An 18,432-nucleotide genomic window follows, 5' to 3' on the forward strand; every position below is an offset into this window, starting at 1 on the left:
CGTCTAAATGGCGAGTCGCAGAGAGGCAGAGCCAGACTGGATTGCCAGCCGGATCGTCGCCTGAACGTAAAATGTATTAAGCGGGTTCATTTTACGCGCTATCGGATATCAGCCATGAAACTACAGCAGCTCCGCTATATCGTTGAGGTTGTTAACCATAATCTGAACGTCTCCTCTACTGCCGAAGGTCTGTATACCTCACAGCCGGGCATCAGCAAGCAGGTTCGCATGCTGGAAGATGAGCTGGGAATTCAGATTTTCGCCCGCAGCGGCAAACATCTGACCCAGGTTACTCCTGCGGGCCAGGAGATCATCCGCATCGCTCGCGAAGTACTGTCGAAGGTGGATGCGATTAAATCGGTGGCCGGAGAGCACACCTGGCCTGACAAAGGTTCGCTGTACGTGGCGACCACGCATACCCAGGCGCGCTACGCGCTGCCGGGGGTTATCAAAGGTTTTATCGAACGCTATCCCCGCGTCTCGCTGCACATGCATCAGGGCTCGCCAACGCAAATCGCCGAGGCGGTGTCGAAAGGCAATGCCGACTTCGCTATCGCTACGGAAGCGCTTCATCTCTATGATGATTTGGTCATGCTGCCGTGCTATCACTGGAACCGTTCCGTGGTCGTGACGCCTGAACATCCGCTGGCGTCGCGAGAGTCGGTATCGATTGAAGAGCTGGCGCAGTACCCATTGGTGACCTACACCTTCGGTTTCACCGGTCGTTCTGAACTGGATACCGCCTTTAATCGCGCCGGTTTAACCCCGCGCATCGTGTTTACCGCGACTGACGCCGATGTGATTAAAACCTATGTCCGCCTGGGGCTTGGGGTAGGGGTAATAGCCAGTATGGCGGTCGACCCGGTTTCCGATCCGGACCTGGTCAAGCTGGACGCCAACGATATATTCAGCCACAGCACCACCAAAATAGGCTTCCGGCGCAGCACCTTCTTACGAAGCTATATGTATGATTTTATTCAACGATTTGCACCGCATCTGACCCGAGACGTGGTCGATACCGCGGTCGCTCTGCGCTCAAATGAAGATATTGAGGCCATGTTCAAAGATATTAAGTTACCGGAAAAATAACCGCAGAAAAAATGATGGCATCCTCACGGGGATGCCAAAACCTATAATGACCTGAATTTGAATATCTAAACGTTGTCTGAATCACAATTTTCGTTAACTCCTCATACCAGATTTGCAAATATACCTGTCGCGATCAAAATAATGATTAAAGATATCTGCCGGGAAGCGAATTCGCTGGATTAATAGCGCATCCATAATTAAGATTTATCTGTGGTTAGCAATTCTTAGCGATTGGTGGTGAAAAAATGATTAGTGATATCGATTATATGAAGTTTACGATGTCACAGGAACGTGACAAGACTGAGATAGATCCGGTTTTGAGAAGTAAGGCCTGGAGCGCCGTTATCCTTGGGCTTGCGATGTTCTGGAGCGTCCTTGCTCTGGTTATCTGCAACGTTTGGTTTCTAAGCTAGAGCACCTGCCAGTCAAAATGGTTGTGTCAGTTTTATGACAAGTGAAATATTGAGAATAATTTCCATCTGATAAAAATAGCGGCAATAAGGAGGATATAATCTTTCTCTTTTTAGATTCGCTCAATAAATTTTCTCTATTGGACTAATCGGCAAAATAATGACGATTAGTCCTTCTTTGTACTCGCGTACTAATACACCTTGGTTGTTGAAGTAAACGCACCTTCTTCAATGCTTCTCAATATTACCACCCTCTATTATTCAAATTTCCTGTCTTAATCCGCTTAACCTATTTTAGCAATTTGAGTTGTTATCAAAGTGTTACATCAAAGATGTGTTATCTTTAATAATGACCCTGAGGAGGATCAGGGGATGCTATCCCTAAGGTAAAGGAGGAGCTATGTCGTCAACCCTACGAGCAGCCAGCAAGGATACGCTTCAGGTTAAAGATAAAACCTGGCATTACTACAGCTTACCGCTGGCCGCCAAAGAACTGGGCGATCTCTCGCGCTTGCCCAAATCACTTAAAGTGCTACTGGAAAACCTGCTGCGCTGGCAGGACGGTGATTCCGTCACCGCCGAAGATATTCATGCCCTTGCCGGATGGCTGCAGCATGCCCATGCCGACCGGGAAATTGCCTACCGTCCAGCGCGCGTTCTGATGCAGGACTTCACCGGTGTTCCCGCCGTCGTCGATCTGGCGGCGATGCGCGAAGCGGTAAAACGCCTGGGAGGCGACACCGCCAAAGTGAACCCGCTTTCTCCTGTCGACCTGGTCATTGACCATTCGGTTACGGTAGACCGTTTCGGTGATGATGATGCTTTTGAAGAAAACGTCCGGCTTGAGATGGAGCGTAACCATGAGCGCTATGTCTTCTTACGCTGGGGACAACAGGCTTTCAGCCGCTTCAGCGTGGTGCCGCCGGGCACCGGAATTTGCCACCAGGTTAACCTGGAATATCTCGGTCGGGCGGTATGGGGCGAACAGCAAAACGGCGAGTGGGTAGCCTTCCCGGACACGCTGGTCGGTACCGATTCACATACCACAATGATTAACGGTTTAGGCGTACTCGGCTGGGGCGTGGGCGGTATCGAAGCGGAAGCCGCCATGCTTGGACAGCCGGTATCCATGCTGATACCGGACGTTGTCGGCTTTAAGCTGACCGGCAAGCTACGTGAAGGTATCACCGCGACGGACCTGGTCCTGACGGTCACTCAGATGCTGCGTAAACATGGCGTAGTAGGTAAGTTTGTTGAATTCTACGGCGATGGCCTCGATTCCCTGCCGCTGGCGGACCGTGCGACTATCGCTAATATGTCGCCGGAGTATGGCGCAACCTGCGGCTTCTTCCCGATTGATGCGGTCACGCTTGACTATATGCGCCTGACCGGGCGCAGTGAAGAGCAGGTGGCGCTGGTGGAAGCCTATGCGAAAGCCCAGGGGATGTGGCGTCAGCCCGGAGATGAACCGGTCTTCACCAGTACGCTGGCGCTGGATATGGGTAGCGTCGAAGCCAGTCTGGCAGGGCCGAAGCGTCCCCAGGATCGCGTGGCTCTCGGCGATGTGCCTCATGCCTTTGCTGCCAGCACCGAACTGGAGGTGAACCACGCGCAGAAAGATAAACGACCAATCGACTATACCTTAAACGGGCAGCAGTACTCGCTACCGGACGGGGCGGTGGTGATTGCCGCGATCACCTCCTGTACGAATACTTCCAACCCCAGCGTGCTCATGGCCGCTGGCTTGCTGGCGAGGAAAGCTGTCGAGCTGGGCCTCAAACCGCAGCCGTGGGTTAAAGCATCGCTGGCGCCGGGATCGAAGGTGGTTTCCGACTATCTGGCCCATGCAAAGCTGACGCCCTATCTGGATGAGCTGGGATTTAACCTGGTCGGTTACGGCTGTACCACCTGTATCGGTAACTCTGGGCCGCTGCCGGATCCCATTGAGCGGGCAATCAAGCAGGGCGATCTGACCGTCGGGGCCGTGCTTTCCGGCAACCGTAACTTTGAAGGACGTATTCATCCGCTGGTAAAAACTAACTGGCTGGCTTCACCGCCGCTGGTGGTCGCCTACGCTCTGGCGGGTAATATGAATCTTGACCTGACGCGTGAACCATTAGGGACCGGTAAAGAGGGTCAGCCGGTGTATCTGAAAGATATCTGGCCGAGCGGCAGCGAAGTGGCCCAGGCGGTTGAGCAGGTCTCAACGGAGATGTTCCGCAAAGAGTACGCTGAAGTATTTGAAGGGACCGCCGAGTGGAAGGCGATTAAAGTGGATCGCTCTGATACCTACGACTGGCAGGATGATTCGACCTATATTCGTCTGTCGCCCTTCTTTGATGAAATGGGCGTTGAACCTGAACCGGTGGAGGATATTCATGGCGCGCGCATTCTGGCCATGCTGGGCGACTCGGTTACCACCGACCACATCTCACCGGCGGGCAGCATTAAAGCCGACAGTCCTGCGGGGCGTTATCTGCAGAATCACGGCGTCGAACGCATCGACTTTAACTCCTACGGCTCACGTCGCGGCAACCATGAGGTGATGATGCGCGGCACCTTTGCCAACATCCGTATACGTAACGAAATGGTGCCCGGCGTGGAAGGGGGAATGACCCGCCATCTTCCGGATAGCCAGCCTATTGCTATCTACGATGCTGCAATGCTCTATAAAGCGGAGGGCACGCCGCTGGCGGTCATTGCCGGCAAAGAGTACGGTTCCGGCTCCAGCCGCGACTGGGCGGCTAAAGGCCCGCGTTTGCTGGGCGTCAGGGTGGTGATTGCCGAGTCATTCGAGCGTATCCACCGCTCCAACCTGATTGGTATGGGGATTCTGCCGCTGGAGTTTCCGCAAGGGGTAACGCGCAAAACGCTGGGGCTGAACGGCGAGGAGCGGATTGATATCAGCAACCTGCAGGCTCTACAGCCAGGTATGACGGTACCGGTCAAGCTCACCCGCGCGGACGGTAGTCAGGAGGTCATTGAGTGCCGCTGCCGTATCGATACCGCGACTGAGCTGACCTACTATCAGAACGACGGTATTTTGCACTATGTGATCCGCAATATGCTCTAAACCTGCGTCTGATATAAAAAGGGCCAGCATATGCTCTGGCCCTTTTCTTATTAATGCGGCGGATTATTTACTCAGCAGGTGGCCCATTTTCGCCGCCTTGGTATCGAGATAGTGGGCATTTTTCGGGTTGCGGCCCACGATCAGCGGCACGCGTTCGACAATGTTGATTCCGGCTTCGGTAAGGATCTCAACCTTCTTCGGATTGTTGGTCAACAGACGCACCTGTTCAACGTTGAGCAGCTTAAACATATCCGCGCACAGGGTAAAATCACGCTCATCGGCGGCAAAGCCCAGCTGATGATTAGCCTCGACGGTGTCATAGCCTTGATCCTGTAAAGCGTAAGCGCGAATTTTATTCAGCAGGCCGATATTGCGCCCTTCCTGCCGGTGATACAGCAGGATACCGCGCCCCTCTTCGGCAATATGCGACAGCGCCGCTTCCAGCTGAAATCCGCAATCACAGCGCAGGCTAAAAAGGGCATCGCCCGTGAGACACTCAGAGTGTACGCGGGCCAGCACCGGGGATTGCCCCGAAATATCGCCGAAAACCAGCGCGACGTGATCCTGCCCGGTTGCCAGTTCTTCAAAACCCACCATGAGAAAATCGCCCCATGGGGTTGGCAGTTTGGCTTCTGCCACACGTTTAAGCTGCATGTGATTCTCCAGATTCTATCAGCACCTGACTGTGCTTCTGTTTGCCGCTATTTTGCCACAACGGCGCGACGTTCTCCTAATTGCGTACGGTTACCTGCGCGCAAAGCGCACAAACGAACTACTTTCCGTTATGATATTGAGGTCAAAGAATAAGGAGATGAAATGCTGTTGATTGCCAGACGAACCGCCGTTGGCGCGGCCCTGCTATTGATCATGCCTGCTGTGGTGTGGATTTCCGGCTGGAAATGGCATCCGGAACTGTCGGCAGGCATGATGAAGCTGCTGTACTGGGTGACCGAGACGGTGACGCAACCCTGGGGCATCATCACGCACGTTATTTTATGCGCCTGGTTCCTGTGGTGTCTGCGATTTCGTCTGCGCGCCGCGGTAGTCCTGTTCCTGATTCTGGGCGCCGCGATCCTGCTGGGTCAGGGTATGAAGTCGTGGATTAAAGACCGCGTTCAGGAGCCTCGCCCCTTTGTCATCTGGCTGGAACAGGCCCGGCAGGTGCCGGTCACCCAATTCTACACCTTGAAACGCAAAGAACGCGCTAAACTGGTGCATGAGCAGCTGGCCCAGGAGCAGCAAATTCCGCACTTTTTGCGTAAGCACTGGCAAAAAGAGACCGGCTTCGCTTTCCCTTCTGGTCACACCATGTTTGCTGCCAGCTGGGCGCTGCTTGGCGTAGGTCTGCTGTGGCCCCGGCGTCGTTGGGTAACCATGGCGCTGCTGCTGACGTGGGCCGTAGCGGTGATGGGGAGCCGCCTGGCGCTGGGCATGCACTGGCCGCAGGACCTGATCGTCGCGACGCTCATTTCCTGGCTGCTGGTGACCCTGGCGACCTGGCTTGCCCAGCGGTTCTGCGGTCCGCTATCGCCGCCGGGTGAAGAGGCGCAGGATATTAAAAAAAGGGCGGCAGCGCCGGAATAGTGTTGATATTGCCAGCTTCAGGCCGCATATCCTGTACTGGCGTCATGCATTTCCATTTCACCGCTGCGGCGAAAATGATACTTTATAGGGCTGAACGCGGGATTCTTACGCGCAACCCACATAACGGGAAGTCATGTGAAATATTTTCTAATTTTCTTATTGGTGTTAGCAATCTTCGTCATTTCAGTGACGCTGGGAGCGCAGAATGACCAGGTGGTCACGTTCAACTATTTGCTCGCGCAGGGTGAATTCCGTATCTCAACGTTGCTGGCCGTGCTTTTTGCTGCCGGTTTTGCCATCGGTTGGTTGATTTGCGGCCTTTTCTGGCTGCGCGTCCGCGTCTCTCTGGCGCGTGCCGAGCGCAAAATTAAGCGTCTGGAGCATCAGATTGCGCCAGCCGGCGCTGCGCCCGCTGAAGCCGGTGTTCCTGCGGTGAAGGAATAATCATTTATGCTGGAGTTGTTGTTTCTGCTTTTGCCCGTTGCCGCAGCATATGGCTGGTATATGGGGCGCAGAAGTGCACAACAGTCCAAACAGGACGATGCGAGCCGTCTGTCGCGTGACTACGTTACAGGGGTTAACTTCCTGCTGAGCAATCAGCAGGATAAAGCCGTCGATCTGTTCCTCGATATGCTGAAAGAGGATACCGGCACCGTCGAAGCCCACCTTACGCTGGGCAATCTGTTTCGCTCGCGCGGCGAAGTTGACCGCGCTATCCGCATTCACCAGAGCTTAATGGAAAGCGCCTCGTTAACTTACGATCAGCGCCTGCTGGCGGTTCAGCAGCTGGGGCGCGATTATATGGCAGCCGGGCTGTATGACCGGGCGGAGGGGATGTTTAAACAGCTGGTGGATGAAACGGATTTTCGCCTTGGTGCATTACAGCAGCTGCTGCAGATTTATCAGTCAACCAGCGACTGGCAGTCGGCGATTGAAGTGGCGGAACGCCTGGTTAAGCTCGGTAAAGAGAAGCACCGCGGCGAAATCGCCAACTTCTGGTGCGAGCTGGCGCTGCAGCAAATGGCGGGCAATGACCTGGATAAGGCCATGGCGCTACTGAAAAAAGGCGCCGCTGCGGACAAGAACAGCGCTCGCGTCTCCATCATGATGGGACGGGTGTGGATGGAGAAGGGCGACTACGCTAAAGCCGTCGAGAGCCTGGAACGGGTAATTGAGCAAGACAAAGAACTGGTCGGTGAAACCCTGGAGATGCTGCAAACCTGTTACCAGCAGCTGGGGAAAATCGACGAGTGGGAAGCGTTTTTACGCCGCTGCGCGGATGAAAACACCGGGGCGACGGCCGACCTCATGCTGGCACAAATCCTTGAGCAGCGAGAAGGAATTGAGTCCGCGCAAAACTATGTGACGCGCCAGCTGGAGCGCCACCCGACGATGCGCGTATTCCATAAACTGATCGATTACCATATTAATGAAGCCGAAGAGGGGCGGGCGAAGCAGAGCCTGGGTGTTCTGCGCCAGATGGTGGGCGAACAGGTCCGCAGCAAGCCGCGTTACCGCTGTCAAAAATGTGGTTTCACCGCGCATACGCTGTACTGGCACTGCCCGTCGTGCCGCTCGTGGTCCACCATTAAGCCAATTCGCGGCCTGGATGGGCAGTAAATTTAAAAAAACGCGCGCTTTAGTTACAACATACTAATGGATTTATCTTCATCATCTCCTCCGGCTACGGTAGCCGAATTGTCCGGCAGACAGGGAAATGCAGCCTGTTATTTTTGCCTTATCGCAGGTAGAATGCTGCCCGTTTACCTTTTTTGCGCCGAACCGGCGCTCATCAACAATTAAGGTCCGGTCATGACGTCTACTGCTACATCTTCTTCCCGCGTTGTCACATCTTCTCCCGTCGTCGTTGCTCTTGATTATGATAACCGTGATAAAGCGCTGGCGTTTGTCGACCGTATCGACCCGCGCGACTGTCGCCTGAAGGTGGGTAAAGAGATGTTTACTCTACTGGGGCCGCAGTTTGTTCGCGACCTGCATCAGCGCGGTTTCGAGGTCTTTCTCGATCTAAAATTTCACGATATTCCGAATACCACCGCCCGCGCGGTCGCCGCAGCGGCTGAGCTCGGCGTCTGGATGGTCAACGTTCACGCTTCCGGGGGGGCGCGTATGATGACCGCCGCACGTGAAGCCTTGCAACCTTTCGGCAAAGACGCCCCGCTGTTAATTGCCGTCACCGTGCTAACCAGCATGGAAGCCAGCGATCTACAGGATCTGGGGATTACGCTTTCTCCAGCCGACTACGCCGCGAAGCTGGCGGAGCTGACCCAGCGCTGCGGTCTGGATGGCGTGGTCTGCTCGGCGCAGGAAGCGGTTCGCTTTAAACAAGAACGGGGCCAGGCGTTCAGGCTGGTGACGCCTGGCATTCGTCCACAAGGCAGCGACGCCGGCGATCAGCGGCGAATTATGACGCCGGAGCAGGCGCAGGCAGCTGGCGTGGATTATATGGTCATTGGTCGCCCGGTCACTCAGTCTGCCGATCCTGCCGCTACGCTGCGCAGCATCAACGCATCGTTGAATAAGGAGGCATGATGAGCGATTCCAATAGCCGACTGGTGTACTCAACGGACAGCGGTCGTATTGATGAACCTAAACCGGTACAAGCGCGCCCGAAAGGGGACGGTATCGTGCGCATCCAGCGGCAGACAAGCGGTCGTAAGGGTAAGGGCGTCTGCCTGATTAGTGGGATTGATGAAAATGATGAAGCGCTGGCTAAACTTGCCGCCGAGCTGAAAAAGAAATGCGGCTGCGGTGGGTCGGTAAAGGACGGTGTGATTGAGATTCAGGGCGATAAGCGCGAGCTGCTAAAAACGCTTCTTGAAGCCAAAGGAATGAAGGTTTAGCTGGCTGGCGGTTAATCAATAATAAGGCCACGATAATTATCGTGGCCTGCAATTTTTTGCTGGTGTACTGGTCAGCTAATATAAACTTTAATCTAATTGCTTGCGGTTAAATTATTTACCTACCTGGTGGCCAATAATACCGCCGACTGCCGCGCCGCCCAGGGTACCCAGGGTGCTGCCATCGGTAAGCACCGCGCCACCGAGCGCACCGGCGCCTGCGCCGATAGCGGTATTACGATCGCGTTTAGACCAGTTCGAACAAGCGCTCAGAGACATTGCAACAGTGACGGCCAGAACCACAGCGGCCATTTTTTTGTTCATTGAAGTCATCATTTTTTTTCTCCTGAATAATCTATTCATGGATACAACTTCCCTTAAGCATAGCTTGTTACGCCAGCTCGGGGAGTATTCCATGAAGCTTTAGTTGCGCAGGTGTTGCTCTATTCACGCAGGTGATAGTTACTTCCTGTTATATCGCTAACATTAATTCTACTTTCAATAAATTTTTCAGGCAGGTAAAAAGTCTGAATTCAGCGGTCAGATAAGTCTCAGACGAGAGCTATGCCGGGTACGGCCCGGCATACTAAAGGCAAAGCAGGGAGAACGATCAGGGATGGTTGACGATATTTACGGTTAAGCCGCACTGCGTTAACTGGTTATGCACGGCATCGTTTAGATTGTCGTCGGTAATAATGCGGTTGAATCGGCCGATCGGCCCGAGCGGATATGGGTGCACAACGTTGAACTTCGAGCTATCGCTCAGCACAATCGCCTCACAGCCCTTTTCAAGCACCGCGTTCACCACATCGGCGCGCATCATATCTCGTCCGGTAAATCCGGTTTCGGCCTGCCAGCCGTCGATGCCGATAAAGGCCTTGCTGAAGTGAACCTGCTGAATAAACTGCCGCGTGAGAGGACCAACCATGCTTTCGCTGCGCTTCTGGTAGATTCCACCCAGCAGGATCACTTCTCCGGGCGTCTCTTTCAGTAGGTGAGCGATATAGCTGCTGACGGTGATGATAGTGATATCGCCGCGCTCGGCGAGCGTACGGGCGAGCAGGGCGTTGCAGCTGCCGTTTTCGATAAATACCGTTTCCCCGGAGGAGACGAGCGTAGCGGCCCGCGCAGCCAGCTCTCGCTTAATGGCGAAATGGGTCATCATGCGGGTTTCCACATCTTCGCTGTCCAGCGGAACGGCGAAGCCGTGGGTACGTCGCAGGTAGCTCTGCTTTTCTAATGAGTTTAAATCCTGGCGAATGGTGACTTCAGAGACACCGGTCATTTTCGCGAGATCGGCCACGCTCATACGGCCTTTATCGATGACCATTTGCAAAATACTTTGTTGTCGGGCGTTCATAGCAACTTCGCAGTTAAGGGCTGTTTGGGCGAGCGATCGGGCCAGGATGCCCGATTGCGGCGGTGTAGATTATCAAATTTCCCACGGGGCCTTAGGCTGGCCGGGTTTGTTTTCCTGTTCGTCGTTCGAAAGCGCCTGAAGTTCAGCTTTCAGAATTTCGAGGTTATGGATCGCGGAGTGATAATCCCCGGCAACCAGAATATCCAGCACGGTATCGATACGTTGGGCGAGCAGGCGAGCATTCAGATCTGACATGGCGTTATCCTGGTTACAAATGTGAATAAAATCAATGATGCTAAAAACGGATGAAAAAGAGAAGCGAAAAAAACGCACAACTTTACTCATCGACGATAATTAGCGGACAACGCGCGGAACACCTACGGGAAGGGCTAAAACGCGGCTCCGGGTAAGGGAGCCGCATTGAACAGTCTATCAGGCGGCAGGGCGCGCAATCACGCTACGGGTTTCCATGCGGACTTCGGCAATCGTGACATCGATAACATCCGTCACCTTATACACGACCTCGCCTTTAATTTGCACGGTACCGCTTTCCTGGCTGCAAACCAGCTCATCGCGTACGGCGTGGAGGAATGGGGCCGGGATAAAGGCAACTGCGCCGTTATCAACCAGTCGCACACGCATACCGCCGCGGCTGACATCGATAATTTCAGCAGCAAAGCGAGTATTAGTACCGGCCTGCGGCTTCAGATAACGGGCGTACAGCCAGTCGCCGACGTCGCGCTCCGCCATGCGGTTGAGGCGGCGACGTTCCGCCATTTGCACCGCAACGTCATCCTGCGGACGAGAGATGGTTTCCCCTTTGATAATCGCTTTCAGCAGACGATGATTGATCATATCGCCGTACTTACGGATCGGGGAGGTCCAGGTTGCATAGGCTTCCAGACCCAGGCCAAAGTGCGGGCCCGGCTCGGTGCTGATTTCGGCAAAGGACTGGAAACGGCGAATACGGCTGTCGAGGAAACCGGACGGCTGCGCGTCCAGTTCGCGACGCAGCTTGCAGAAGCCCTCCAGCGTCAATACTTCCACCGGATCAACGTGAACATCGTGGGTTTTCAGCAAGGCCGCGAGCTGCTCGGTATTGGCCGGATCGAATCCGGTATGGACGTTATACACGCCGAAACCGAGCTTATCGCGCAGCACGCGGGCGGCGCAGATGTTGGCGGCAATCATCGACTCTTCAACGATGCGATTAGCGATACGACGCGGTTCGGCAACGATATCCAGCACTTCGCCTTTTTCGCCCAGCACAAAGCGATAATCCGGACGGTCCTTGAACACCAGCGCGTGGTTTTTGCGCCATTCGCTACGGCGCAGGCAGGCATCGTGCAGCAGGTTAATTTGCTGCGCGATTATCTCGCTCTCCGGCTGCCAGCCGCCGTTATTTTCCAGCCAGTCGGACACATCATCGTAGGCCAGCTTCGCTTTCGATTCGATGGTCGCCGCGAAGAACTGAATATCGTCTTCGATGGCCCCGTCAGCAGCCAGGATCATACGGCAGGCCAGAACCGGACGAACTTCGTTAGGGCGCAGGGAGCAGAGGTCATCAGAGAGTTCGCGCGGCAGCATCGGAATGTTGAAGCCCGGCAGATAGTTGGTAAAGGCGCGAATTTTTGCCGTATTGTCCAGCTTGCTGCCTTCGGCAATCCAGGCGGTTGGATCGGCGATGGCGACGGTCAGGTGCAGCTTACCGTCAGCGGCCAGCTCGGCGTACAGCGCATCGTCCATATCTTCGGTGCTGGCGCTGTCGATGGTCACGAAAGTCAGCGCCGTTAAATCGCGGCGTTCCAGACCCTCATCAAGCATCTCGGTCGCTACCCCATCCGGCGCTTCTTTTTCCAGATTATGGCGCGCCAGGGTGACCCACCATGGTGCGAAATGATCGTCGCCGAAGGTAATGTACTGGGTGAGCTCAGCGTAGAAACCGCGGTCACCTTTCAGCGGATGACGGCGCATTTCGGCAACGGCCCAGTCACCCTCTTTAAAATCATGCTCTACGCCGCGAGCAGCGCGGCAGGGAATGGCATCTTTCAGCAGCGGATGGTCAGGAACGATGGAAAGACGGTCGTCTTTCTTATGAACTTTGCCGACAAAACGCGTCAGGAACGGCTCAACCAGTTCTTCCGGCTCAGCGCTTTCGCGTTCTTTTTCAGTATTGACCACGGCAATAATACGATCGCCATGCATGACTTTTTTCATTTGCGGCGGCGGAATGAAATAGCTTTTCTGAGAGTCGACTTCGAGGAAGCCAAACCCTTTTTCCGTCCCTTTAACGACCCCTTCAACGCGCGGAGTCTGGGAATGCAGTTGCTGTTTAAGCTGCGCTAGCAGCGGGTTGTCCTGAAACATAATTTCTTATTTTCGTGGCTAAAAGAGCGGCTGACATTTTTACGCGAATATGCCTGCCGCAGCAAGCGCTGTTTCAGCATTTTACGTCTGCTGACATCCATTGCCGAGGGCGATTTTCAGACGATTCATCCAACCGCATAGCCCGCACCAGGCGAGAAGATCGATGGCGGCGGTGCGGGAAAGCCCGCATTCCGTCAATGGGCTTAGGTAGGCGGCGCTAAAACGGTCAGGGGAGCGGGTTAAAAGCTGTATGGACTGTAAAAGCCGGTGCTCGATGACATGCTCTTCTCTGCGCGACTGCGCGTCAGGAACGATACCGCGTAAAGCATCGGCAAAATCCGGACATCGCGAGGCCCAGGCATTGAAGCAGCTGATGCTGCCGTTAATCCGCGCTGCGATCAGCGCCACCTGAGCGGTGAACGGCGGCTGATCGCTGAGGTGGCTCAGGAGCAGTTCCTGCAGATCCAGCGGCGGTTCCTGGGTCGCCAGCAGCGGTGCCAGTTCAAACAGGCCGGGATACTTTTGCCATTTTGCCAGCAGCGACTGACGCTCATCATCGGCATAGCGTAAATCTGAGTCGTCGAGTCCGAGCCGCCAGTCGCTCTCACGGGCAAAGAAAAGCGCCTCTGGCGCATCTTCCTGCTGCGGCATCCCGGGGATCCAGCGCACCGGGTAACCCAGCGCGGCGTGAAAGGCGGCGATAGCGCGCGCCTGGAAGCCGATAAAGCCAATAATCTGATTGATAAGAATAATGTCGCGACTGGTCAGGCCGACTTCGTCAAGCTGGCTGCGGGAGAGCGCGTTGATCAGTGAAGGAGAGCTCGCCAGCTGGCGGGCGTATTGGGTAATTTGCGCCAGGCGTCGATTGCTTTCACGCGAGGAGTCCGGGCCGGGAAGCGGCGCCAGGCGGGCTGCGTAATGATTGCATAGCCGCTGAACGCCATAAACCTGGGCGACGGTCAGCGCCGTGCTAAGCCGGTCATAGGCGCTAAATGTCTGTAGACGATTTACGCTCACAGAAGCGGGGAACAGGGCATCAGCCAGCCGTCTGGCGGGTGCCAGCCAGCGCGCATGCGCCTTAAGCAGATCTTCAGGTAGCGTGAGATCGAGGAGAAAACGATCTTCGACATGGGCGGCTTCAGGGACGAGCGGCAATACATCCACCGGGCAGATTGTTGACTGGGTCTCATGATACCAGTGGTTTTTGCCGTAAACGCGGCGTTGCTCCATGGGCGTTCCTTGTTCGGTATGTGGCAAACCGCCGTTTCGCGGTCATGCTATGCGGAACTATCCTGGCTTAACCCTGGGGCCGGAGAAAATATTGATACGTGCTAACAAATAGCGGATTGGAATAACAGAAGGGTAAATATGCAGAAAAGACCCCTCCTCACGGACGTAAGGAGGGTGAACAACTTATTTGATTTCCAGCTCGTTCATGGCGGCGATGTTGAAGCCGCCGTCAACGTGAACGACTTCGCCGGAGATGCCGGCAGACAGGTCGGAGCACAGGAATGCTGCGCTGTTACCCACGTCTTCAGTGGTGACGGTGCGACGGATCGGAGTGACCGCTTCGCAGTGCGCCAGCATTTTACGGAAATCTTTGATACCGGAAGCCGCCAGGGTACGGATTGGACCGGCAGAGATGGCGTTAACGCGCACGCCTTCCGGACCCATGGCGTTAGCCATGTAGCGGACGTTAGCTTCGAGGGAGGCTTTCGCCAGACCCATCACGTTGTAGTTCGGGATGGCGCGCTCTGCGCCCAGGTAGGAGAGCGTCAGCAGGGCGGAGCCCGGGTTCAGCATACCGCGGCAGGCTTTCGCCATCGCCACAAAGCTGTAGGCGCTGATATCGTGAGCGATTTTGAAACCGTCGCGGGTAACCGCATTAACGTAGTCGCCGTCCAGCTGATCTGCCGGAGCATAGCCGATAGAGTGTACGAAACCGTCAAACTTAGGCCATACTTTTGCCAGCTCGGTGAACAGAGACTCGATGCTCTCGTCTTCCGCCACATCGCACGGCAGGACAATGTTAGAACCCAGCGCGGCGGCAAATTCTTCCACACGACCTTTCAGTTTTTCGTTCTGATAGGTGAACGCCAGTTCAGCCCCTTCACGGTGCATTGCTTGTGCGATGCCCCAGGCGATGGACAGTTTGCTGGCAAGGCCAGTCAACAGAATGCGCTTACCGGAAAGAAAACCCATAGCTTTTAATCCTTATCGTTATTGCGTATTTTTACTTTAACAATCATCTGGTTAGCGTTGTTATTTCAAAATAACTCAAATTTAGCCGGGAATTATATCCCACTGACGACCCCTTGTGTCACGATATTTTTCTGCCATTTGCCACGGTCTGGCGCGCTTTGGCTACCGTGCGTACAAGAGTATACCATCTGATATTGCGGCGATCTGGGGTTAGCGGCGCTCGATTTCCGCCAGTAAAAGCCGGGCGTCCTCAGAGTGCGGGATCAGCTCGCCGGGCGGTTGATTCTGCCACCAGATCCCCGAGCCGGCCTGGTAAATCGTATCCGCCATCCGCCAGTGGCCCCGCAGAACCCATGCGATACCCTCCGCGCCGGGCCGCCGCGGCTCAGCGACGACGCTTACCCGCGAGGCGGCACGCGCGCGCTGGGTCATAATATTGAAATCGAGACCGCGTCCGCTAATGCCTTCGCTGGCAAGAGGCCATTCGCCGGCAAAAGCCCATGGCTGCCAGAGCATCAGGCGCTGAGCAATATTGTCGCCCCGTAGCCACAGCGGCTGGCCCTCAAGAAGGGTGATGACCCGGTCAACGCCGGGAAAAGGAGAAAACGGGCCATCCTTTTCCAGCGTAGCGATACTGGCGCGCCAGAGAAACGGCGCATCTGGCGAGGCAACGCTGACAATTTCACGCGTTTCCCCACCGCCGTTTTTCCACGGCGTGACCGGCAGGGTAGAAAACTGAACCGGAACAATCATCGCAATTTTCGCCTCGGATTATTTACCGTCTTTACGCCAGGCATCGGCGGTCAGCGCCTCGCCGAAATGGCCGGCAATCAGACGTTTTGTCAGATCGTGCAGCGGAGAGGCCAGTACGTCGGCGGTGCTGCCGCGTTCGACCACTTCACCCTGGTGCATCACCAGCACCTGATCGCTGATGTGCTTCATCATGCCCAAATGCTGGGTAACGTAAATGTAGGAGATACCCTGTTTTTCCTGCAGCTCCAGCATCAGGTTAATCAGTTGAGAGCGCATTGACATATCCAGCGACGCCAGCGCTTCATCGCAGACGATCACTTTCGGGCGCAGGATTAGCGCCCGCGCCAGGCCCAGACGCTGTTTTTGGCCCGGTGCCAGCATATGCGGATAATAGCTGACGTGGTCCGGCAGCAGACCAACCATGCGTAACGTTTCGATAATCTGCTTCTGCCGCGCCTCGGGTTCGAGGTCGGTATTGAGACGCAGAGGGAAATCGAGGATTTGCGAAATTCGCTGCCGTGGATTGAGCGAGGTCGACGGATCCTGAAAAATCATGCGAATCTTCTGGCTGCGGAAAGAGAAATCTCCAAACGCCAGCGGATGGTCATCAATCAGCAGTTCGCCTGTGCTGGGTTCGACCATCCCGGCTAGCATTTTCGCCAGCGTCGATTTGCCGGAGCCGTTTTCGCCGATAATCGCCAGAGTCTGGCGCTCGCGCAGGGTAAAGCTTAACGGCTTAACCGCCTCTACCGTTTGCCGGTGAAACCAGCCGGTGCGGTAGCGAAAGGTCTTACTCAGATTGCGTACTTCAAGCAATGTTTCGACCATTTCACTCTTTCTCCATGTTCAGCGGGAAGTGACAGGCATAGAGGTGGTTGCGCGCGCCCACCAGCCGGGGCGTTTCAATACATTCACGCTGGGCGTAAGGGCAGCGCGGCCCGAGCCGGCAGCCGATAGGCAGCTGTTCGAGCAGCGGAATAGCGCCCGGCAAGGTATTGAGCCGACTTTTGTGCGGCATGGCGCTGCCGAAATCGGGAATCGCCCGAATCAGCGCCTGGGTATAGGGATGATGAGGAATCGTCACCAGCTCCTCGCTCGGCGCGGTTTCCACCGTCTGCCCGCAGTACATGACGTTAATTTTGTCCGCCCATTTACTGAGCATCTGCATATCGTGACTGATCAACAAAATCGTGGTGTTGTTGTTTTGGTTCAGCCGCGTCAGCAGGCGGATGATTTGCGCCTGCGTCGTCGGCTCCATGGCGTTAGTCGGTTCATCGGCGATCAGCAGCCGCGGCTGGTTAGCCAGTGCGATGGCGATCATGACCTTCTGACACTCGCCATCCGTCAGCTCGTAGGGGAAGCTGCGCATCGCATCTTTATGGTCTTTAATCCCCACGCGGTGCAAGAGCTCAATGGCGCGCCGCTTGCGCCAGCCAAAACGTTGCCACCAGCGGCCTTTAAAGGTCCAGCCGGGGATATTCTGCGTGAGTTGTTCGCCGATACGTTCGGAAGGATCGAGACAGGATTGCGGCTCCTGAAAGATCATCGAGACGTTGTGGCCCACCAGTTTACGCCGTTCGCGCACTGAGAGACGCAGCAGATCGATATCGTCGAAACGCATACGGTCGGCGGTCACCCGCCAGTTGTCTTTGGTGACGCCGCAAATCGCTTTGGCAATTAAGCTTTTACCCGAGCCGGATTCTCCGACCAGGCCGCGAATTTCCCCCTCAGCGAGGGTCAGGCTGACGCGATCGACGGCTTTCACCCAACCTTCGTTGGTTTTGAATTCAATGGTTAAATTTCGGATATCGAGTAACGGCATTATTCCACCCCGGCGATAATTGCGCGGCGGATCCCGTCGCCCAGCAGGTTAACCAGCAGGACGCTAATCATAATGGCCGCGCCCGGCAGCATCACCGTCCACGGCGCAACGTAAATCAGCTCCAGCGCGTCGCCGAGCATCGCTCCCCACTCCGGGGAAGGTAGCTGAGCGCCGAGGTCGAGGAAACCCAGCGCGGCGATATCCAGAATCGCCATCGAGAGCGCTCGGGTGATCTCCGTAACCAGCCCAGAGGTAATATTTGGCAACACCGCGAACCATAAAATATTCAGGGTTGACGCTCCGTCAAGGCGGGCGGCGATAACATACTCTTTTTCCAGCTCGTCGTGCACCATGCTGTAAACCGAGCGTACCATGCGCGGCAGAAGCGCCAGCCAGACGGCGAACATCGCGTGGCTGAGGTGAGGTCCGGCGAAGGCGACCACGATGATGGCCAGCAGCAGTGACGGGATCGACAGCAGGGTATCAAGAATATGGTTCATTACCGCCGAGCGCAGGCCGTGGGTCGCACCGGCAATCACACCAAGCACCAGACCCAGTAGGGTAGCGCCCAGCGTCACCACAAACGCGCCGCCGACCGTTGGCGCCGCGCCGCTCAGCAGGCGGCTAAGAACGTCGCGGCCCAGATCGTCGGTACCAAGAAAGAACGAGACTTCGCCGTAGCGCGACCATGACGGCGGCAGCAGTTGATAGCCAAGGAACTGCTGATCGATACCGTAAGGCGCGAACCAGCTGCCGAAAACGCACAGTAGCACCAGCGCCGCGCAGCCGTACAGGCCGATCATAGCGGTAGTATCGCCATAGAATTTTCGCCAAACGGTGCGCAGCGCACCCGGCGGGCGCTTCTCCAGATAGACGCTATCGTAGGGCATATGAACCTGTTTTATGTTTGTTAG

Annotated in this window: 19 protein-coding genes; 8 read left to right on the forward strand and 11 right to left on the reverse strand. The window is 55.5% G+C overall.

Annotated features, from left to right (window positions below; translation table 11 throughout):
- The first annotated feature begins 114 nt into the window (after positions 1 to 114).
- The 3 genes from cysB (at position 115) to acnA (ending at position 4,572) form a co-directional block, all read left to right on the forward strand.
- Complete coding sequence (gene cysB / locus KO1_RS11495; RefSeq protein ID WP_004101390.1) at positions 115 to 1,089, forward strand: HTH-type transcriptional regulator CysB; 975 nt, start codon at positions 115 to 117, stop codon at positions 1,087 to 1,089.
- Between the two features lie 245 nt (positions 1,090 to 1,334).
- Positions 1,335 to 1,502, forward strand: coding sequence for a YmiA family putative membrane protein (locus KO1_RS27170; protein ID WP_073971807.1), 168 nt, complete (start codon positions 1,335 to 1,337; stop codon positions 1,500 to 1,502).
- A gap of 397 nt (positions 1,503 to 1,899) precedes the next feature.
- Positions 1,900 to 4,572 carry an aconitate hydratase AcnA gene (gene acnA / locus KO1_RS11500; RefSeq protein ID WP_016808523.1) on the forward strand — a complete coding sequence of 891 codons (2,673 nt, stop codon included), beginning with the start codon at positions 1,900 to 1,902 and terminating at the stop codon, positions 4,570 to 4,572.
- A 63-nt stretch (positions 4,573 to 4,635) separates the two neighbouring features.
- On the opposite strand, the gene ribA is transcribed toward acnA, so the two are convergent.
- A complete protein-coding gene (gene ribA / locus KO1_RS11505; RefSeq protein WP_004101393.1) occupies positions 4,636 to 5,226 on the reverse strand; it encodes a GTP cyclohydrolase II in 591 nt (196 codons plus the stop codon).
- Positions 5,227 to 5,388: 162 nt separating this feature from the next.
- Here ribA and pgpB point away from each other — a divergent pair, with 162 nt between their 5' ends.
- From pgpB to yciH, 5 genes are all read left to right on the forward strand, one after another.
- Complete coding sequence (pgpB, locus tag KO1_RS11510) at positions 5,389 to 6,156, forward strand: phosphatidylglycerophosphatase B (protein WP_004101394.1); 768 nt, start codon at positions 5,389 to 5,391, stop codon at positions 6,154 to 6,156.
- Between the two features lie 135 nt (positions 6,157 to 6,291).
- Positions 6,292 to 6,600: a LapA family protein gene (locus tag KO1_RS11515; protein WP_004101395.1), complete on the forward strand. Its 309-nt coding sequence runs from the start codon at positions 6,292 to 6,294 to the stop codon at positions 6,598 to 6,600.
- Between the two features lie 6 nt (positions 6,601 to 6,606).
- A complete protein-coding gene (gene lapB / locus KO1_RS11520; protein WP_004101396.1) occupies positions 6,607 to 7,776 on the forward strand; it encodes a lipopolysaccharide assembly protein LapB in 1,170 nt (389 codons plus the stop codon).
- A 192-nt stretch (positions 7,777 to 7,968) separates the two neighbouring features.
- Positions 7,969 to 8,706: an orotidine-5'-phosphate decarboxylase gene (pyrF, locus tag KO1_RS11525; RefSeq protein ID WP_017146059.1), complete on the forward strand. Its 738-nt coding sequence runs from the start codon at positions 7,969 to 7,971 to the stop codon at positions 8,704 to 8,706.
- Complete coding sequence (gene yciH / locus KO1_RS11530) at positions 8,706 to 9,017, forward strand: stress response translation initiation inhibitor YciH (protein WP_064406928.1); 312 nt, start codon at positions 8,706 to 8,708, stop codon at positions 9,015 to 9,017. The genes pyrF and yciH overlap by 1 nt, the downstream gene beginning before the upstream one ends.
- 111 nt (positions 9,018 to 9,128) lie before the next feature.
- Here the strand turns inward: yciH and osmB are convergent, their stop codons facing one another.
- The 10 genes from osmB to sapC form a co-directional block, all read right to left on the reverse strand.
- Positions 9,129 to 9,347, reverse strand: coding sequence for an osmotically-inducible lipoprotein OsmB (gene osmB / locus KO1_RS11535; RefSeq protein WP_004139496.1), 219 nt, complete (start codon positions 9,345 to 9,347; stop codon positions 9,129 to 9,131).
- A gap of 277 nt (positions 9,348 to 9,624) precedes the next feature.
- Entirely contained in the window at positions 9,625 to 10,374 is a 750-nt protein-coding gene (gene yciT / locus KO1_RS11540) for a DNA-binding transcriptional regulator YciT (protein WP_004101403.1), read from the reverse strand.
- 72 nt (positions 10,375 to 10,446) lie between these two features.
- Positions 10,447 to 10,629: a YciZ family protein gene (locus KO1_RS11545; protein WP_004101405.1), complete on the reverse strand. Its 183-nt coding sequence runs from the start codon at positions 10,627 to 10,629 to the stop codon at positions 10,447 to 10,449.
- A 177-nt stretch (positions 10,630 to 10,806) separates the two neighbouring features.
- Positions 10,807 to 12,741, reverse strand: coding sequence for an exoribonuclease II (locus KO1_RS11550; RefSeq protein ID WP_016808529.1), 1,935 nt, complete (start codon positions 12,739 to 12,741; stop codon positions 10,807 to 10,809).
- 81 nt (positions 12,742 to 12,822) lie between these two features.
- On the reverse strand, positions 12,823 to 13,971 hold the full coding sequence (locus tag KO1_RS11555; RefSeq protein WP_047719923.1) for a carboxymuconolactone decarboxylase family protein: 1,149 nt from the start codon (positions 13,969 to 13,971) through the stop codon (positions 12,823 to 12,825).
- A 183-nt stretch (positions 13,972 to 14,154) separates the two neighbouring features.
- Complete coding sequence (fabI, locus tag KO1_RS11560) at positions 14,155 to 14,943, reverse strand: enoyl-ACP reductase FabI (RefSeq protein WP_004101419.1); 789 nt, start codon at positions 14,941 to 14,943, stop codon at positions 14,155 to 14,157.
- Between the two features lie 210 nt (positions 14,944 to 15,153).
- Positions 15,154 to 15,696 (reverse strand): HutD/Ves family protein, encoded by a 543-nt coding sequence (locus KO1_RS11565; protein WP_004112447.1) that lies wholly within the window; start codon positions 15,694 to 15,696, stop codon positions 15,154 to 15,156.
- Positions 15,697 to 15,714: 18 nt separating this feature from the next.
- Positions 15,715 to 16,524 carry a putrescine export ABC transporter ATP-binding protein SapF gene (gene sapF / locus KO1_RS11570; protein WP_004101423.1) on the reverse strand — a complete coding sequence of 270 codons (810 nt, stop codon included), beginning with the start codon at positions 16,522 to 16,524 and terminating at the stop codon, positions 15,715 to 15,717.
- 1 nt (position 16,525) lies between these two features.
- The gene (gene sapD, locus KO1_RS11575) at positions 16,526 to 17,518 is read right to left on the reverse strand and encodes a putrescine export ABC transporter ATP-binding protein SapD (protein WP_004101425.1); all 993 of its coding nucleotides are present in this window, start codon (positions 17,516 to 17,518) and stop codon (positions 16,526 to 16,528) included.
- Entirely contained in the window at positions 17,518 to 18,408 is an 891-nt protein-coding gene (gene sapC, locus KO1_RS11580) for a putrescine export ABC transporter permease SapC (protein WP_004101427.1), read from the reverse strand. The genes sapD and sapC overlap by 1 nt, the downstream gene beginning before the upstream one ends.
- Between the last annotated feature and the right edge of the window lie 24 nt (positions 18,409 to 18,432).

Origin of the sequence: Klebsiella oxytoca NBRC 105695 (assembly GCF_001598695.1) — a bacterium.
Classification (GTDB): domain Bacteria; phylum Pseudomonadota; class Gammaproteobacteria; order Enterobacterales; family Enterobacteriaceae; genus Klebsiella; species Klebsiella oxytoca.

Bases quoted from the DNA above. Each gene is read 5' to 3' on its own strand.
- yciT (WP_004101403.1), bottom strand. From the start codon at position 10,374: ATGAACGCCCGACAACAAAGTATTTTGCAAATGGTCATCGATAAAGGC.
- pyrF (WP_017146059.1), top strand. From the start codon at position 7,969: ATGACGTCTACTGCTACATCTTCTTCCCGCGTTGTCACATCTTCTCCC.
- osmB (WP_004139496.1), bottom strand. From the start codon at position 9,347: ATGACTTCAATGAACAAAAAAATGGCCGCTGTGGTTCTGGCCGTCACT.
- yciH (WP_064406928.1), top strand. From the start codon at position 8,706: ATGAGCGATTCCAATAGCCGACTGGTGTACTCAACGGACAGCGGTCGT.
- acnA (WP_016808523.1), top strand. From the start codon at position 1,900: ATGTCGTCAACCCTACGAGCAGCCAGCAAGGATACGCTTCAGGTTAAA.
- sapD (WP_004101425.1), bottom strand. From the start codon at position 17,518: ATGCCGTTACTCGATATCCGAAATTTAACCATTGAATTCAAAACCAAC.
- cysB (WP_004101390.1), top strand. From the start codon at position 115: ATGAAACTACAGCAGCTCCGCTATATCGTTGAGGTTGTTAACCATAAT.
- KO1_RS11565 (WP_004112447.1), bottom strand. From the start codon at position 15,696: ATGATTGTTCCGGTTCAGTTTTCTACCCTGCCGGTCACGCCGTGGAAA.
- KO1_RS11555 (WP_047719923.1), bottom strand. From the start codon at position 13,971: ATGGAGCAACGCCGCGTTTACGGCAAAAACCACTGGTATCATGAGACC.
- lapB (WP_004101396.1), top strand. From the start codon at position 6,607: ATGCTGGAGTTGTTGTTTCTGCTTTTGCCCGTTGCCGCAGCATATGGC.
- KO1_RS11550 (WP_016808529.1), bottom strand. From the start codon at position 12,741: ATGTTTCAGGACAACCCGCTGCTAGCGCAGCTTAAACAGCAACTGCAT.
- sapF (WP_004101423.1), bottom strand. From the start codon at position 16,524: ATGGTCGAAACATTGCTTGAAGTACGCAATCTGAGTAAGACCTTTCGC.
- KO1_RS27170 (WP_073971807.1), top strand. From the start codon at position 1,335: ATGATTAGTGATATCGATTATATGAAGTTTACGATGTCACAGGAACGT.
- ribA (WP_004101393.1), bottom strand. From the start codon at position 5,226: ATGCAGCTTAAACGTGTGGCAGAAGCCAAACTGCCAACCCCATGGGGC.
- pgpB (WP_004101394.1), top strand. From the start codon at position 5,389: ATGCTGTTGATTGCCAGACGAACCGCCGTTGGCGCGGCCCTGCTATTG.
- KO1_RS11545 (WP_004101405.1), bottom strand. From the start codon at position 10,629: ATGTCAGATCTGAATGCTCGCCTGCTCGCCCAACGTATCGATACCGTG.
- fabI (WP_004101419.1), bottom strand. From the start codon at position 14,943: ATGGGTTTTCTTTCCGGTAAGCGCATTCTGTTGACTGGCCTTGCCAGC.
- sapC (WP_004101427.1), bottom strand. From the start codon at position 18,408: ATGCCCTACGATAGCGTCTATCTGGAGAAGCGCCCGCCGGGTGCGCTG.